Source organism: Mycobacterium florentinum (assembly GCF_010730355.1).
Classification (GTDB): Bacteria; Actinomycetota; Actinomycetes; order Mycobacteriales; family Mycobacteriaceae; genus Mycobacterium; species Mycobacterium florentinum.
On record NZ_AP022576.1, the window covers coordinates 5,004,692 to 5,019,515 of the forward strand.

The 14,824-nt window shown below is 67.7% G+C and carries 18 protein-coding genes; 13 read left to right on the forward strand and 5 right to left on the reverse strand.

What is annotated here, in order from left to right; genetic code table 11:
- Positions 1-444: a PPOX class F420-dependent oxidoreductase gene (locus G6N55_RS23825; protein ID WP_085221097.1), complete on the forward strand. Its 444-nt coding sequence runs from the start codon at positions 1-3 to the stop codon at positions 442-444.
- Between the two features lie 18 nt (positions 445-462).
- Positions 463-669, forward strand: coding sequence for a DUF5302 domain-containing protein (locus G6N55_RS23830; protein ID WP_085221096.1), 207 nt, complete (start codon positions 463-465; stop codon positions 667-669).
- Positions 670-704: 35 nt separating this feature from the next.
- Here G6N55_RS23830 and G6N55_RS23835 read toward each other — a convergent pair whose 3' ends face one another.
- Positions 705-1,208, reverse strand: coding sequence for a nuclear transport factor 2 family protein (locus G6N55_RS23835; protein ID WP_085221095.1), 504 nt, complete (start codon positions 1,206-1,208; stop codon positions 705-707).
- 143 nt (positions 1,209-1,351) lie between these two features.
- On the opposite strand from G6N55_RS23835, the gene G6N55_RS23840 reads away from it, so the two are divergent.
- Positions 1,352-1,924 (forward strand): HhH-GPD-type base excision DNA repair protein, encoded by a 573-nt coding sequence (locus tag G6N55_RS23840; protein WP_085221094.1) that lies wholly within the window; start codon positions 1,352-1,354, stop codon positions 1,922-1,924.
- A gap of 28 nt (positions 1,925-1,952) precedes the next feature.
- A complete protein-coding gene (locus G6N55_RS23845) occupies positions 1,953-2,099 on the forward strand; it encodes a DUF1059 domain-containing protein (RefSeq protein ID WP_085221093.1) in 147 nt (48 codons plus the stop codon).
- Positions 2,100-2,177: 78 nt separating this feature from the next.
- Here the strand turns inward: G6N55_RS23845 and G6N55_RS23850 are convergent, their stop codons facing one another.
- Both G6N55_RS23850 and G6N55_RS23855 read right to left on the reverse strand, forming a co-directional pair.
- Positions 2,178-3,221, reverse strand: coding sequence for an Rv1157c family protein (locus G6N55_RS23850; RefSeq protein ID WP_085221092.1), 1,044 nt, complete (start codon positions 3,219-3,221; stop codon positions 2,178-2,180).
- 48 nt (positions 3,222-3,269) lie between these two features.
- The gene (locus tag G6N55_RS23855; protein WP_085221091.1) at positions 3,270-3,956 is read right to left on the reverse strand and encodes a hypothetical protein; all 687 of its coding nucleotides are present in this window, start codon (positions 3,954-3,956) and stop codon (positions 3,270-3,272) included.
- Between the two features lie 184 nt (positions 3,957-4,140).
- Here G6N55_RS23855 and G6N55_RS23860 point away from each other — a divergent pair, with 184 nt between their 5' ends.
- On the forward strand, positions 4,141-5,463 hold the full coding sequence (locus G6N55_RS23860; protein ID WP_372517599.1) for a mannosyltransferase: 1,323 nt from the start codon (positions 4,141-4,143) through the stop codon (positions 5,461-5,463).
- On the opposite strand, the gene G6N55_RS23865 is transcribed toward G6N55_RS23860, so the two are convergent.
- On the reverse strand, positions 5,460-5,744 hold the full coding sequence (locus G6N55_RS23865; protein ID WP_085221089.1) for a 4a-hydroxytetrahydrobiopterin dehydratase: 285 nt from the start codon (positions 5,742-5,744) through the stop codon (positions 5,460-5,462). The two genes, G6N55_RS23860 and G6N55_RS23865, sit on opposite strands and share 4 nt — an antisense overlap.
- Positions 5,745-5,903: 159 nt before the next feature.
- Here G6N55_RS23865 and G6N55_RS23870 point away from each other — a divergent pair, with 159 nt between their 5' ends.
- The 6 genes from G6N55_RS23870 to G6N55_RS23895 all read left to right on the forward strand — a co-directional run bounded on the left by G6N55_RS23870 (position 5,904) and on the right by G6N55_RS23895 (position 12,626).
- Positions 5,904-6,770, forward strand: coding sequence for a cyclopropane mycolic acid synthase family methyltransferase (locus tag G6N55_RS23870; RefSeq protein WP_085221088.1), 867 nt, complete (start codon positions 5,904-5,906; stop codon positions 6,768-6,770).
- Positions 6,771-6,855: 85 nt separating this feature from the next.
- Positions 6,856-7,053 carry a hypothetical protein gene (locus tag G6N55_RS23875; protein WP_085221087.1) on the forward strand — a complete coding sequence of 66 codons (198 nt, stop codon included), beginning with the start codon at positions 6,856-6,858 and terminating at the stop codon, positions 7,051-7,053.
- Positions 7,054-7,173: 120 nt separating this feature from the next.
- The gene (locus G6N55_RS23880) at positions 7,174-8,106 is read left to right on the forward strand and encodes a TIGR03619 family F420-dependent LLM class oxidoreductase (protein ID WP_085221086.1); all 933 of its coding nucleotides are present in this window, start codon (positions 7,174-7,176) and stop codon (positions 8,104-8,106) included.
- Positions 8,107-8,113: 7 nt separating this feature from the next.
- On the forward strand, positions 8,114-8,518 hold the full coding sequence (locus G6N55_RS23885; protein ID WP_085221085.1) for a (deoxy)nucleoside triphosphate pyrophosphohydrolase: 405 nt from the start codon (positions 8,114-8,116) through the stop codon (positions 8,516-8,518).
- 279 nt (positions 8,519-8,797) lie between these two features.
- The gene (gene typA / locus G6N55_RS23890; protein ID WP_085221084.1) at positions 8,798-10,687 is read left to right on the forward strand and encodes a translational GTPase TypA; all 1,890 of its coding nucleotides are present in this window, start codon (positions 8,798-8,800) and stop codon (positions 10,685-10,687) included.
- A gap of 61 nt (positions 10,688-10,748) precedes the next feature.
- Positions 10,749-12,626 carry an ABC transporter family substrate-binding protein gene (locus G6N55_RS23895; protein ID WP_085221083.1) on the forward strand — a complete coding sequence of 626 codons (1,878 nt, stop codon included), beginning with the start codon at positions 10,749-10,751 and terminating at the stop codon, positions 12,624-12,626.
- Here G6N55_RS23895 and G6N55_RS23900 read toward each other — a convergent pair.
- Positions 12,623-13,240 (reverse strand): TetR/AcrR family transcriptional regulator, encoded by a 618-nt coding sequence (locus G6N55_RS23900; RefSeq protein WP_085221082.1) that lies wholly within the window; start codon positions 13,238-13,240, stop codon positions 12,623-12,625. The two genes, G6N55_RS23895 and G6N55_RS23900, sit on opposite strands and share 4 nt — an antisense overlap.
- Before the next feature lie 93 nt (positions 13,241-13,333).
- Between G6N55_RS23900 and mshB the strand changes: the two genes are divergently transcribed.
- Together mshB and G6N55_RS23910 are read left to right on the forward strand one after the other, a co-directional pair.
- Positions 13,334-14,248, forward strand: coding sequence for an N-acetyl-1-D-myo-inositol-2-amino-2-deoxy-alpha-D-glucopyranoside deacetylase (gene mshB / locus G6N55_RS23905; protein ID WP_085221081.1), 915 nt, complete (start codon positions 13,334-13,336; stop codon positions 14,246-14,248).
- 92 nt (positions 14,249-14,340) lie between these two features.
- A complete protein-coding gene (locus G6N55_RS23910; protein ID WP_085221080.1) occupies positions 14,341-14,805 on the forward strand; it encodes a hypothetical protein in 465 nt (154 codons plus the stop codon).
- The last annotated feature ends 19 nt before the right edge of the window (positions 14,806-14,824 follow it).

The window sequence follows — 14,824 nt, forward strand, 5'->3', positions numbered from 1 at the left end:
ATGGGACGCCAAGTCTTCGACGATAAATTGCTGGCACTGATCGCGGGGAACTCCCTTGGGGTGCTGGCCACGATCAAACGCGACGGGCGCCCGCAACTGTCGAACGTGAGTTACCACTTCGATCCGCGGGATTTGGTGATCCGGGTGTCGATCACCGAGCCGCGGGCCAAGACTCGCAATTTGCGCCGTGATCCGCGAGCCTCGATCCTGGTCGACTCCGACGACGGCTGGTCGTATGCCGTCGCCGAGGGCACCGCGGAACTGACGCCCCCCGCCGCCGCACCCGACGACGACACCGTCGAGGCGTTGATTGCGTTGTATCGCAATATCGCCGGTGAGCATCCGGATTGGGATGAGTACCGCCAGGCGATGGTCACCGATCGGCGGGTGGTGCTGACGCTGCCGATCTCGCACCTGTACGGCATGCCGCCGGGTAAGCGTTAGTCGGGTTAGGCTGCGGGCATGGCCGAATCGAGCTCCGGAAAAGACGCCACGCCCGCCGAGGCGGAGGACGACAACAAGCGCAAGTTTCGCGAAGCCTTGGAGCGCAAGATGGCCAAGTCTTCGGGCGGATCCGATCACAAAGACGGTGGCGGCGGCAAGCAGTCCCGCGCGCACGGTGCCGCGGGCGGCGGCCGGCGGGAATTCCGTCGCAAGAGCGGCGGCTGACCCGCCCAGAGTTGTTGGTGGGCAGAGCTTTTCGCTCAGTCGTGGGGCAGGACGAACAGCCCGATCGATGGGTCTGCTTTGCCCGGTTTGCCGCGCATGCTGCCGCGGGTGCTCGGGTGCGAGAAGTCCAGTTGGGACGGGTCGTTTTGGTATGCCCAATCCGCCACGATGGTGCGTTGCAGGAACTTCCAGTGCCCGTCGTGGCGGATGTAGGTGTCCAGGTACCGGCCGCCGATGACGACGTCGATGTCGTGTTCGGGACCGGCGAACGTGTGAAACACCAGGCAGTAGATCTCGCCGCGGGCGCCGTCGCCCTCGACCACGAAGTTCGTCGTGGTGATGTTGTGTTGGGAGACACGCACATACGGCTCGGCTGCCTGTAGTTGCGCGATGAACGCTTCGACGCCGCCCGTCGAGAACGAGCCGTGCGAATCGGTCGCGTCCGGGTGGTACAGACCCCGCAGCGTTTCGTAGTCGGCGCGGTCGACGGCCCGGCAATAGGCGGTCACGAGCTGATGCAGTTCGTCGCGGTCAACCATCAGTGCCAATCTGGCTTCATCCACCACCTCGCCACGATAGCTCGGAGGTAATGCGCTGGTCGTCAGCGCCTTTCTGGTGAGTAGTCTGTCGAACAGGTAGGTCGCCGGTCTTAGGGTGTGCAGCGAAAGGTTGGTCGTTGACGGTGAAAATTTGCCTCGCTCAGGATCCCGAGGCCGACAAGCTGCTGGCCGACGATCCGCTGGCTTTGCTGATCGGGATGGTGCTGGATCAACAGGTCACCTTTGAAACCGCCTTCGCGGGACCGAAGAAGATCGCGGACCGGATGGGCAGCTTTTCAGCCGCCACCATCGCCGATTACGACCCGGACAAGTTCGCCGCGCTGTGCTCGGAAAGGCCTGCGATACATCGTTTTCCGGGATCGATGGCCAAACGCATCCAGACGCTGGCGCAGATCATCGTGGACCGCTATGACGGCGACGCGGCGGGATTGTGGACCGCCGGCGACCCGGACGGCAACGAGCTGCTGCGCCGCATCAAGGGGCTGCCCGGTTTCGGCGACGTGAAGGCGCAGATCTTTCTGGCCCTGCTTGGCAAGCAATACGGCGTGACGCCGAAAGGCTGGCGCGCGGCCGCCGGGGACTTCGGCAAGGCCGGATCGCACATCTCCGTCGCTGATATCGTCGACGACCAATCGATGGGCAAAGTGCGGGCGTATAAAAAGCAGATGAAAGCAGCAGCCAAGGCGGCTAAGTAGTAGGTCACCAGAAGGGAAGGGCGGCAACGTGAAGACACACATTACGTGTCCATGCGGAGAAGCCATCGTCGGCAAGGACGAGGATGAGCTGGTCGAGCTGACCCAGGCTCACCTGTCCAGTGTTCATCCGGGTCTGGAGTACGACCGCGACGCAATCCTGTTCATGGCGTACTAGCCAACCCCCACGCATAAGGCGAGCGCGCGTGTCGTGCGGGACACGCGCGCTCGCGCTAGGGCAGGGTGTTGGTTGGCTTTAGGGCACCACGGTCGAGCCGATGGTGGGCAGGAACTGGCATTGCTTTTCTTTGGTCGTGACCTGACCGAAGATCGTCGACATGATGCTGCCCGAACCGGTGTCGGCAATACCGGTCAATGTCGTCGGCCCCTCGGGATTGATGTCGGTGCGCGGCTGGAGTGTGACGGTGCCCGACTTGCCCGTGGTCAGGTTCACCCAGGTGACATTCAGCGGCAGCTTCTGCACCTCGGCGGGTCCGGGCGTGCCGACGGCGGTGAACACGTAGGCGGTCTGGCCGGCTTTGGGGCCGGGCAGCGGGATCGTGGCAGGCCCCGCCACCGACAGCGCGGCCGCTAGCGCGTTACTGCCGTCGGCCAGGCAATTGCTGCCGATCGAGGGATACATGAAGTCCTGCGTAATCGGCGCGCCCGGGCCGTAACCCGGAGCCGCCGCGCCCGGCGCGGGGTCCGGGGCCGGCGCGACCGCGGCAGCCGGTGCCGGTGCGCCGCCCGGAGCAGCAGCCGGTGCGGGAGCCGGCGCGGGCGCAGCCGCCGGAGCGGGACCCGGGGCCGCCCCCGGTACGGGAGTGTGCGGCGTGCCGGCCGCCGGGGCCGGACCCGCGGCGTGGACCGGGTCGATGCCCGTCGGCAGGTGTGCCTGGGCACCCGGCACGATGCCGGCGCCGGGTACATGCTCGGTCGGGGCGGCGTCAGGCGCGGGAGCCGGCGCACCGGGAAGCGGAGCACCCGGCTCCTGAACGAATTGATTCACCGACGCGGCCACGTTCTTCGATTCGGTGGGCGCGGTCGGGTTGTGCGTGAACGCTTGCGCGGCGGCCATCAGCAGCTGCGTCGCTTGGCCGGGGTCGGTGGCCGCCTGCTGAATGATCGGGCTCAGCTGTGACAACGCGGGCAGGCCGGGTAGCCCGGCGGCAACGTTGGGTTGCGGTGTCGGCTGCGGTGCCGCCGGATCGGCCGCCGCGCTCGGGCAGAACCCGAACGCGGCGGACGATGCCGTCACGACAGCGGCCAAACCTTTGGACAGATTCCAAGTGCTTGCCACGATGTCCTCGTCCTTCGGTAGTGGATTAGCAGCCGGTTAGCAGACTGCTCAGGGAATGGCCGAGAGCAGCGACAGCGGCGCGGCCGGCGCGGTTGCCGCCGGTGCCGCCGGTGCCGCAGCGCTCGGGACGGCGCCGGTGGCCAGTGCCGGCAGGTCGCCCGGGAGCGACAGCTTCGGTGGCACATTGAGCGGCAGGCCGGGCAGCGCCGGCATGTTGACATTCGCCACGTTCGACAGCGGGGACGTCGCCGGTGCGGCGGCGGTCGCGGGTGCCGTCGGCGACGTCAGGCCCGGGATCGAGCCCAGCCCGGGAATGGCCGAGCTAGCCGCCGGAGCGGCCGGAGCCGCCGGCGTCGTCTGTCCCAGCCCGGGAATCGAGCTGAGGCCGGGGATCGTCGGGCTGGCCGCCGTGGGGGCGGCCGGCGTGAGTCCCGGAATGGACGGGACACCCGCCGGGGCAGACGCCGCGGGCGCCTGTGCGGCCGAGGTCAGGCCCGGGAAGGTGATGCCGGGCTGGGCCGGAGCCTGGGGCGGTTGCGCGCCGAGGGCGGTGGCGAGGTTCTGCAGGATCTGCGGAGCGTTGGCCGCCGAGGCGATCAGCTGCTGCGGGATGTTCTGCAGGCCGGGGTCGGGAATCGGCGCCGGGTCGGCGTGGGCGATACCGCCCGTGAGTAGGGCGGCAGACGAACCGACGACGACGGCGGCCGCTTTCGCGAGAGTCCAGATGCTTGGCATTGCTCCCCCAAGGGATCGACAACAGGTGACGGAGCCGAAGCTACTTTGATGCTGGTGGGACTCAAGTGACACGTGTGGCATTTATTTGATCGTTATCGATACGAGTGACGGCGGTGACCAGACGGTCGCTCACGCGCCCCCGAACTGCGGATCGTCGGCAAAGTCCGCGGCAATGTGCGCGACGGTGGTGACGACGGACGACACCCCAGCGTCCGCCGTGGTCGCTAAAGTCAGGCGGGTAGACACCAATCTGGCCGTCCCGGCGGCCCCCATCGCCCGGCGGCTGGCGAGTCTGATGAGCTCCGCCGCGCCGCTGCTATTGGTCGTGAGCATCGCCGCACGACTCGGCTTGACGTACCTGACGCCCAACGGCGCGAACTTCGTCGACCTGCACGTCTATCTCGGCGGCGCGGCCGCCATCGACCATCCCGGCACCCTGTACGACTTCGTGTACAGCGAGCACACGCCGGACTTCCCGCTGCCGTTCACGTATCCGCCGTTCGCGGCGATCGTGTTCTACCCGTTGCACCTGCTGCCGTTCGGCCTGGCCGCTCTTCTGTGGCTGGTCGCCATGATGGCCGCGTTGTACGGCTCGGTTCGAATCAGCCAGCGGTTACTCGGCGTCGCGCGCGGCCGCGGCCAGCGTGTCGCGATGGCGTGGACCGCGGCCACGATCTGGATTGAGCCGCTGCGCAACAACTTTGACTACGGGCAGATCAACGTCTTCCTGATGCTGGCGGTGCTTTGGGCGATCTACACCACGCGCTGGTCGCTGTCGGGCCTGTTGGTCGGCGTGGCGTCGGGGATCAAGTTGACCCCCGCGATCGCGGGTGTCTATCTGGTCGGCGTCGGGCGTTTCGCCGCCGCCGCGTTTTCGGCGGTCGTCTTCTTCGCCACCGTCGCGCTCTCGGCGCTGATCGTCGGCGACCAGACTCGCCACTACTTCACCGATCTACTCGGCGACGCGCATCGGGTGGGGCCCATCGCGACGGCGATCAATCAGTCCTGGCGCGGTGGCATTTCCCGGATCCTGGGCTACGACGCCGGCTTCGGTCCGCTGGTCTTGATCGCCATCGCCGTCACGGCGGTGCTGGCCGTCCTGGCGTGGCGCGCCCTGGACTCCACGGATCGGCTCGGCAAGTTGCTGGTGGTCGAGATGTTCGGACTGCTGATGTCACCCATTTCGTGGACGCACCACTGGGTGTGGCTGGTGCCGCTGATGATGTGGCTGATCCATGGGCCGTTGCGCGAGCGCGCCGGCATGCGGATCGCGGGCTGGGGCTGGCTGGCACTGACCGTCGTCGGCGTGCCGTGGTTGCTGCTGTTCGCGCAGCCGAACATCTGGCAGATCAGCCGACCCTGGTACTTCGCGTGGGCCGGACTGGCCTACACGCTGGCGGCAGTGGCAACGTTGGTTGTCATCGCGGCCGCCAGCAAACGATCCGCCGGGCCGGATTCCGCGCCGGCCCCGCAGTCGCAAACGCGGGCCACGTCGACGCTGGGCTAGCCCGCGACGATCCCGTTGATATCGCGCGCCATCTCGACGTCGTTTTTGGTGATACCGCCTTCGGAGTGCGTGATGAGCGCGAAAGTCACTGTCCGCCAACGAATGTCGATGTCAGGATGGTGGTCTTTGCTTTCGGCGTGCTCGCCTACCCGGCGCACCGCGTCGATGCCGGCCAGGAAACTTTCGAACTTGATCGAGCGGCGCAATGCCCCGTCGGCACGCTCCCAGCCGTCGAGGGCGGGCAGGGCGGCATCTACTTGTTCATCTGTCAGCACGGCCATGAGCAGCAAACCTTTCTATGCGAAAAACCTTGCCGGCTGCCACGTTACGCCATGCACCAGGCGTTCGACTCCGGCATTCTGGGGAAATTGGGCTGAACCAGGTCAGCGGACGCTCCGTGAACAAGTAAGGCCCCGGAGTGAGGGAGGCATGCGGCCGCCATGTCCGAGAAGCTGACACCGCACTTCGAAGAAGTCCAGGCACACTACGACTTGTCGGACGACTTCTTCCGGCTGTTCCTCGACCCGACGATGACCTACAGCTGCGCCTACTTTGACCGCCTGCAGCCCATCACGCTCGAACAGGCACAGATGCGCAAGGTGGATTTGTCGCTGGGCAAGCTTGGCCTGCGGCCCGGCATGACACTGCTCGAGGTCGGCTGCGGCTGGGGCAGCACGATCCGCCGCGCGGTCGACAAATACGACGTGAACGTCATCGGTTTGACGTTGTCTCAGCACCAGGCCGCCCATGTGCGCAAGCTTCTCGATGACATGGACACCGCGCGCAGCAGGCGGGTGTTGCTACAAGGCTGGGAACAGTTCGACGAACCCGTCGACCGCATCGTCTCGATCGGTGCCTTCGAGCACTTCGGCTACGACCGCTACGACGATTTCTTCGAGCTGGCCTACCGCGTCCTGCCCAATGACGGCGTGATGATGCTGCACACGATCACCATGCTGACCCCACAGCAGATGGTCGAACGCGGCCTGCCGATCACCGAAGAGTTGAACAGCTTCACCGAATTCATCGGTACCGAGATCTTCCCCGGTGGCCAGTTGCCGCCGATCGAGATGGTGGAGTTCCACGCCTCGACGGCGGGGTTCAACCTGAGCCGTCGGCAGTCGCTGCAGCTGCACTATGCGAGGACGCTCGACCGCTGGGCCGTGGCCCTGGAAGAGCACCATGACGAGGCCGTCAGGATTCAGTCCGAAGAGGTCTATCAGCGCTACATGAAGTATCTGACCGGCTGCGCCCGCGCATTCCGGACCGGCTACATCGACGTCAACCAATTCACGCTGCGCAAGTGAATGCGGCTGCAGCGCAACGCGAATTCTGCTGAACGCGAGCATGAACAGCGCAGTGGCACGACCCGCTCTGCCCTACCCTGACCGCATGAAACCTGAGGACTTCATTGCGCTGCATGGCGAATACCTGGAACGATCCGACGCCGTCAAAGTCTTCGCTGACGCGGACGGCGGGTGGAGCGTGCATATCGAGATCGGCGGCCCGTACAAAACCCCGGAGCGGGCCGAAGAGGTAGCCAAACTGATCGCCGCCGACCTGAACGACCTGTATCGAGCCCGGGCGTGAGGGCCAAACCGGGCGAGTAAACATGTTGTTGCCCAACGTATTCGGTAACTCCCCTTGGTGAGGATGAGCGATCACCCGGGCGGTTGACGAGCGACCGGGGTCGAACGGTTAACTTGTCGAGTGGCCGCGATACAGCTCTCGATGGGAATCCCCTCCTTCTCCGCCGAGGCAACGGCGAGCTGGGAGCACCTCACCGACTGGGCGCAGGTGCTGGAGAGCGCGGGGTTCGACCGCGTGCTGGTCTCCGAGCACATCGCGTTTGGCATGAACATGGACGCCTACGCCGATCCCGGCGTGGGGGGAACGGCCGGCGGTCGCCAGCCCACCGGGCCGGACGGACCCTGGCTGGAGCCGCTCACCGTGCTGACCTATCTCGCGGCGCGCACCGATCGCATCCGGCTGGGCACCAACATCCTGCTCGCTGCGCTGCGCCCCGCCGCCGTTCTCGCGAAAACTGTTGCAACACTGGACGTTCTATCGGGTGGCCGGGTTGATCTCGGGGTGGGGGTCGGCTGGCAGCGCGAGGAATACGACGTCGCAGGAGTCGATTTCGGCAAGCGCGGGGCCATCCTGGACCAGACGCTCGAGGTGTGCACCCGGTTGTGGCGGGAGAACGAGGTCAGCTACGCGTCACCGGAGCTCACCTTCGACCGGATCCACCAGATGCCCAAACCCCTGCAACCCGGCGGGGTGCCGATCTGGGTGAGTGGGACGGTCAATCGTGCCGTCGCCCGCCGGCTCGCGCGCTTCGGAAAGTATTGGATCCCTTGGGGTGAAGACGCCCGCGACCTCGCCGACGGAATCGGGCGGATGCGTGCGGCGGTCGAAGCCGCCGGCGGCGACCCGCACGGGTTCGGTGTCACCGGCTCGCTTCGGGTCAAGGCCGACGCCGGCGACCGGCCGGATCTGGCCGCCGTCGCCGCGGACGCGGCCGCGCTGTCGAAGGCCGGCGTCACCGACTTACGGCTGACGCACTGGCCGCCGCGCTTCGGGAATTCCGAACCCGACTTGCGCGCCTTCGTCGAAGCGGTTCGGGGCGCGGTGGCGGCCTGACCCGCCCATGCCGACCCAAGTCGTCGTCGCCGCAGCGGTCATCCGCGGCCCTGCGGTCTTGGTCGCGCAACGCGTCCGGCCACCGGAATTGGCCGGGCGCTGGGAACTTCCCGGTGGCAAGGTCGCGCCCGGCGAAACCGAGCCGCAAGCCCTGGCCCGCGAGCTGGTCGAGGAGTTGGGCCTCGAGGCCGCCGACGTCGTGGTGGGGGATCGGCTCGGCGACGACGTTTGCCTGAACGACACGACGACGCTGCGGGCCTACCTGGTGCGCCTGGCGGGCGGTGAACCCCACCCGCACGACCACCGGGCGTTGCGGTGGGTGACGGTGGCCGAACTGCCCGAGGTCGACTGGGTGCCGGCGGACCGTGCCTGGCTGCCGGACCTGGCCGACGCGCTTTCGACGGCGACGTAACGGCTTTCGTGGCACGGTTGTCAGCGCGCAACTCGTGATCTTGCGGCCGCCGACGCCATCGTCTGCCGCGCCGGCGGGGAGGAATTTCTGATCGCGCTGACCTGCACCACGCCCGATGTCGAGCCACTTGCCGCAGTGTTGGGCACGACGATCGCCAAACATCCGTCCGGCGACCCGGAGGGAATCAGGCCCTGCAGAGCGCGGGCTGCCAGCAGCGCTGTTCTCCCGGTGAGCTGCTCAGTTCGCCATTGGTGGGTCCCCGCTGCCACAATCACCGACGTGCCATTCCGCAATGTCGCCATCGTCGCCCACGTCGACCACGGCAAGACCACCCTCGTCGATGCGATGCTCCGGCAATCCGGCGCGCTGACACACCGTGGGGACGATGCGGTCGAGCGCCTGATGGACTCCGGGGATCTGGAGAAGGAAAAGGGCATCACGATCCTGGCCAAGAACACGGCCGTGCATCGCAAGAACGCGGACGGGTCGACGACCGTCATCAACGTCATCGACACCCCGGGCCACGCCGACTTCGGTGGCGAGGTCGAACGCGGGCTGTCCATGGTCGACGGCGTGCTGCTGCTGGTCGACGCCTCCGAAGGGCCGTTGCCGCAGACCAGGTTCGTGCTGCGCAAGGCGCTGGCCGCCCACCTGCCGGTGATCCTGGTCGTCAACAAGACCGACCGGCCCGACGCGAGGATCTCCGAGGTCGTCTCGGAGAGTCACGACCTGCTGCTCGACGTCGCCTCCGACCTCGACGAGGAAGCGCAGAAGGCCGCCGAGGCCGCACTCGGCCTGCCGACGTTGTATGCCTCGGGCCGGGCGGGCATCGCCAGCACAACGCAACCGGCCAACGGCCAGAACCCCGAGGGCGACAACCTCGATCCACTGTTCGACGTCTTGCTCGAGCACATCCCGCCGCCGCAGGGCGATCCCGAGGCACCGTTGCAGGCACTGGTAACCAACCTGGACGCCTCGGCCTTCCTCGGGCGCCTCGCGCTGATCCGCATCTACAAGGGCCGCATCCGCAAGGGCCAGCAGGTCGCCTGGATGCGCGAGGTGGACGGGCATCCCGTCATCACGAACGCGAAGATCACCGAACTGCTGGTGACCGAGGGCGTGGAACGTACGCCCACCGACGAGGCGATCGCCGGGGACATCGTCGCCGTCGCGGGCATTCCGGAGATCATGATCGGCGACACGCTGGCCGACCTCGATCACGCCCACGCGCTGCCGCGCATCACGGTCGACGAGCCCGCGATCTCGGTGACCGTCGGCACCAACACCTCGCCGCTGGCGGGCAAGGTCAAAGGGCACAAGTTGACCGCTCGCATGGTGAAGTCGCGGCTTGATGCCGAACTCGTCGGCAACGTCTCCATCAAGGTCGTCGACATCGACCGGCCCGATGCGTGGGAGGTGCAGGGCCGCGGCGAGCTCGCGCTGGCGGTGCTGGTCGAGCAGATGCGTCGCGAGGGTTTCGAGCTCACGGTCGGCAAGCCCCAGGTGGTCACGCAGACGATCGACGGCAAGCTCCACGAGCCGTTCGAGGCGATGACGATCGACTGCCCCGAGGAATTCGTCGGCGCCATCACCCAATTGATGGCCGGCCGCAAGGGCCGCATGGAGGAGATGACGAACCACGCGGCCGGCTGGGTCCGGATGGACTTCATCGTGCCCAGCCGCGGCCTGATCGGCTTCCGCACCGACTTCCTCACTCTGACCCGCGGCACCGGCATCGCCAATGCGGTGTTCGACGGCTATCGGCCGTGGGCCGGCGAGATCCGGGCCCGCCACACCGGCTCGCTGGTGTCCGATCGGGCCGGTGTCATCACGCCGTTCGCCATGATCCAGCTCGCCGACCGCGGCCAGTTCTTCGTCGAGCCCGGGCAGGACACCTACGAGGGCATGGTGGTCGGAATCAACCCGCGCGCCGAGGATCTCGACATCAACATCACCCGGGAGAAGAAGCTGACCAACATGCGGTCCTCGACGGCCGACGTCATCGAGACGCTGGCCCGTCCGCTGGAACTCGACCTGGAGCAGGCCATGGAGTTCTGCGCGGCCGACGAATGTGTCGAGGTGACACCGGAGATCGTGCGGGTGCGCAAGGTCGAGCTGGACGCCACCTCCCGGGCGCGCAGCAAGGCCCGGGCGAAAGCTCGGGGCTAGCTTGTTGTTGCCCTTTGCCCGAAGGATTCAGAAAGCCGCCGGGCAGGCGGTCGATACCCTGATGCTCGTGCTGCACCGAGCCCGCCACGTTTTGCTGATGGCCGGCGCGCTGTTAGCGCTGATGGGCCTGACGCTGGCGGCCTGCACCGTCAGCCCGCCGCCGGCGCCGCAAAGCACCGATACCCCGCACAACACACCGCCGCCGCCACAGCGGATCACCCAGATCATCATGGGCATCGACTCGATCGGCGCCGGGTTCAACCCGCATCTGATGTCCGACCTGTCTCCGGTGAACGCGGCGATCAGTGCGCTGGTGTTGCCGAGCGCGTTCCGGCCGGTGCCCGACCCCAGTACGCCCACGGGTTCGCGGTGGGAGCTGGACCCGACCCTGCTGGTGTCGGCCGAGGTGACCGGTCAGAACCCGTTCACGGTGACCTACAAGATCCGGCCGGAGGCGCAGTGGACCGACAACGCCCCGATCGGCGCCGACGACTTCTGGTACCTGTGGCACCAGATGGTCACCCAACCCGGGGTGGTCGATCCGGCCGGCTACGACCTGATCACCGGTGTGCAGTCACTCGAGGGCGGCAAGCAGGCCGTCGTCACCTTCGCGCAGCCGTATCCGGCCTGGAAGGAACTGTTCAACAATCTGCTGCCGGCGCACATCGTCAAGGACGTGCCGGGCGGTTTCGCCGCCGGACTGGTCCGGTCGCTGACGGTGACCGGCGGGCAGTTCCGGGTGGAGAACATCGACCCGCAGCGCGACGAGATCCTGATCGCCCGCAACGACCGCTATTGGGGGCCGCCCGCCAAACCGGCCCTGATCCAGTTCCGCCGGGCCGGCGCCCCGGCGGCCCTGGCCGACTCGGTGCGCAACGGCGACACGCAGGTGGCCCAGGTGCACGGCGGCTCGGCGTCCTTCGCGCAGCTGTCGGCCATCCCTGACGTGCGGACCGCCCGGATCATGACACCGCGCGTCATGCAGCTCACGCTGCGCGCCAACCAGCCCAAGCTGGCCGACGCGCAGGTTCGCAAAGGGATTCTGGGGTTGCTCGATGTCGACCTGCTTGCCGCGGTGGGCGCCGGCAGCGACAACACCATCTCGCTGGACCAGGCCCAGATCAGGGCGCCCAGCGACCCCGGCTATGAACCGACCGCGCCGCCCGCGATGACGAAACAGGCTGCGCTGGCGTTGTTTTCGGCGGCGGGCTACCAGGTCGAGAACAGCTCGCCGGCGCCCGAAACCACGACCCCGCCGCCGACCACCGGGCCGCCGGAAGTGACCCGCGGCCGGATCAGCAAGGACGGCAAGCAGCTGTCGCTGGTGATCGGGGTGGCCGCGAATGACCCGACGTCGGTGGCCGTGGCCAACACCGCGGCCGACCAGTTGCGCAACGTCGGCATCGCGGCGTCGGTATCGGCGCTCGATCCGGTGACGCTGTATCGCGACGCGCTGACCAACAACCAGGTCGACGCGATCGTCGGCTGGCATCAGGCCGGCGGAAACCTGGCGACGCTGCTGGCATCGCGCTACGGCTGCCCCGCGCTGGAGTCGACGGCGGTACCGACCGCCTCCGCGCCGCCGACGACCACACCCGTCGCCTCGACCACACCGGTCGCGCCGCCCAGCACCACGCCGACGGCGCCGAGTCGTCCGCCCGAGCCCGGCGCGCTGGTGCAGGCGCCGTCGAACCTCACCGGAATCTGTGATCGCAGCATTCAGTCCAACATCGACGCCGCCCTCAACGGCACCAAGAGCATCAACGACGTCATCACCGCGGTGGAACCGCGGCTGTGGAACATGTCGACGGTGTTGCCGATCCTGCAGGACACCACGATCGTCGGGGCGGGCCCCAGCGTGCAGAATGTCAGCCTCTCGGGTGCCGTGCCGGTGGGCATCGTCGGCGACGCCGGTGAATGGGTGAAAACCGGGCCTTAGCGGTCGTCCGAGGACGCCGATTCTCGCGGCGGGATCACGGTGTCGACGATCATCGCCAGCTTGCGCCGATTCGGCGGTTCGCCGGTCAACAGGAAGTGGTGGTTGATCAGGGCCGGCCCGATGCGGGCGGTCAGCGGGGTCAGCGTGGCCGGATCGATGTCGCCGGCCTTGACGGCGGCCGCCAGGATGGACTCGACGATCTTCAGCCGCGGGTTGACCACGGCGTCGGCGAAGATGATGCGCATCTCGGGTTCGTGCAGCAGCTGGTGAATGGTGTCCAGGCCAGGAAAAGCGGTCTTGCCGGCCAGCACGTCGCGGTGCGCGGTGAACACCGTCAGCAGGGTGTCGCGCGCCGACCGGCCGGACCGCGGTTCGGGCAGCGACGGCAGCGCGAAGACGAGCGCGGCGTGCACCAATTCGCGCTTGCTGCACCAGCGCCGGTACAGCGCGGCCTTGCCGGTCTGGGCGCGCGCGGCGATGCCTTCCATCGTCAGCCCGCCGTATCCGACCTCGGCGAGTTCGGCCAGCGTGGCCTCGTAGAGCGCGCGTTCGAGCACCTTGCCGCGCCGGCGGCTACGGACGCCACTCGGCGCGGCCTCGGTGGCTTGCGGCATCTCCCGATAGTAGCCGTCAGCGTTCCTATTTGGCACGCTCTGCTGAGACACAACGGGCGAGATTACCGGCTCGGCTGCGGGTAGGGTGCGTCCATGGCTGAGACCGCGCGGCTGTTGTTCGTCCACGCGCATCCCGACGACGAGAGTCTGAGCAACGGCGCCACCATCGCGTACTACGCCGCGCGCGGGGCCCAAGTGAGCGTCGTGACCTGCACGCTGGGCGAGGAGGGCGAGGTCATCGGGGACCGCTGGGCGGAGCTCGCGTTCGATCGGGCCGACCAGCTCGGCGGCTACCGTATCGGCGAACTCACCGCGGCATTGCAGGCGTTGGGCGTCGGTGCACCTCTCTATCTCGGCGGCGCGGGACGTTGGCGCGACTCCGGAATGGAGGGCACCGAGAAGCGGCGCCGCGAGCGCTTCATCGACGCCGACGAACGCGAGGTCGTCGGGGCGCTGGTCGACATCATCCGCCGGCTGCGCCCGCACGTGGTCGTCACCTACGACCCCAACGGCGGATACGGGCACCCCGACCACATCCGGGCCCACACCGTCACCACCGCCGCGGTCGCCGCGGCCGGACCCGGACCTGAAGGAGCCGACTACCCCGGCGAGCCATGGGAAGTGCCGAAGTTCTACTGGACGGTGCTCGCGGTCAATGCGTTCCTGGCCGGATGGCACGCCCTGGGCCCCGACGATCTCCTGCCCGGGTGGACCATCCCGCCCCAGGAGGAATTCGACTTCGGGTTCTCCGACGACGCCATCGATGCCGTCGTGGCAGCGCCGCCGGATGCGTTGGCCGCCAAGGTGGCAGCGTTGGCCGCGCACGCCACGCAGGTGGTCGTCGGCCCGACCGGGCGGGCGTGCGCGCTGTCGAACAACATGGCGCTGCCGATCCTCGGCGAGGAGCACTACGTGCTGGTCGCCGGCACCGCCGGGGATCGCGACGGGCGCGGCTGGGAAACCGATCTGCTCGCGGGACTCAATCTCGGCGAACCCGCGACGCGGTAGGCTGCCAGGCAGGCAGCCACGGAAGGAATTCGCATGGACCCCGACCTGGACCCTAACCTGCAGCACTGGCAGGACCGGCTCGACAGTCTGCAGTGGGTTATCGGGTCGATCATGTCGAACGTCGACAGCGTCCCGACCTGACCGAAACCAAGCCACGCGCCGCGGCCGTCGAGGACACGGGCGCGACAGACCCCGCTATCCGCGTCGTAGTGTTGGCGCTGTTGGCCGTCGACGGGGTCTTATCAGCACTAGCCGGGGCTCTACTGCTGCCTTTCTACATCGGCACGATTCCGTTTCCGATCAGCGGCCTGATCAGTGGTCTGGTCAACGCCGCCCTGGTCTGGGCCGCCGGCCGGTGGACCCGGTCGGCGCGGGTGGCGGCGTTACCGCTGTGGACGTGGCTGCTGACGGTGGCGGTGATCAGCATGGGCGGTCCCGCCGACGACATCATCCTGGGAGGTAGCGGGCTGATGGCCTACGGTGCGCTACTGCTGATCGTGCTGGGGGTGACACCGCCGGTGCTGGTGTTGTGGCGGCGCGGCTACCACTACGGCTGACGCATCCCGGCCTGGCGCT

Excerpts from the sequence above, each read along its gene's own strand:
- G6N55_RS23825 (WP_085221097.1), top strand. The coding sequence starts at position 1 with ATGGGACGCCAAGTCTTCGACGATAAATTGCTGGCACTGATCGCGGGG.
- G6N55_RS23830 (WP_085221096.1), top strand. The coding sequence starts at position 463 with ATGGCCGAATCGAGCTCCGGAAAAGACGCCACGCCCGCCGAGGCGGAG.
- G6N55_RS23835 (WP_085221095.1), bottom strand. The coding sequence starts at position 1,208 with ATGGTTGACCGCGACGAACTGCATCAGCTCGTGACCGCCTATTGCCGG.
- G6N55_RS23855 (WP_085221091.1), bottom strand. The coding sequence starts at position 3,956 with ATGCCAAGCATCTGGACTCTCGCGAAAGCGGCCGCCGTCGTCGTCGGT.
- G6N55_RS23865 (WP_085221089.1), bottom strand. The coding sequence starts at position 5,744 with ATGGCCGTGCTGACAGATGAACAAGTAGATGCCGCCCTGCCCGCCCTC.
- G6N55_RS23870 (WP_085221088.1), top strand. The coding sequence starts at position 5,904 with ATGTCCGAGAAGCTGACACCGCACTTCGAAGAAGTCCAGGCACACTAC.
- G6N55_RS23875 (WP_085221087.1), top strand. The coding sequence starts at position 6,856 with ATGAAACCTGAGGACTTCATTGCGCTGCATGGCGAATACCTGGAACGA.
- G6N55_RS23885 (WP_085221085.1), top strand. The coding sequence starts at position 8,114 with ATGCCGACCCAAGTCGTCGTCGCCGCAGCGGTCATCCGCGGCCCTGCG.
- G6N55_RS23895 (WP_085221083.1), top strand. The coding sequence starts at position 10,749 with ATGCTCGTGCTGCACCGAGCCCGCCACGTTTTGCTGATGGCCGGCGCG.
- G6N55_RS23900 (WP_085221082.1), bottom strand. The coding sequence starts at position 13,240 with ATGCCGCAAGCCACCGAGGCCGCGCCGAGTGGCGTCCGTAGCCGCCGG.
- mshB (WP_085221081.1), top strand. The coding sequence starts at position 13,334 with ATGGCTGAGACCGCGCGGCTGTTGTTCGTCCACGCGCATCCCGACGAC.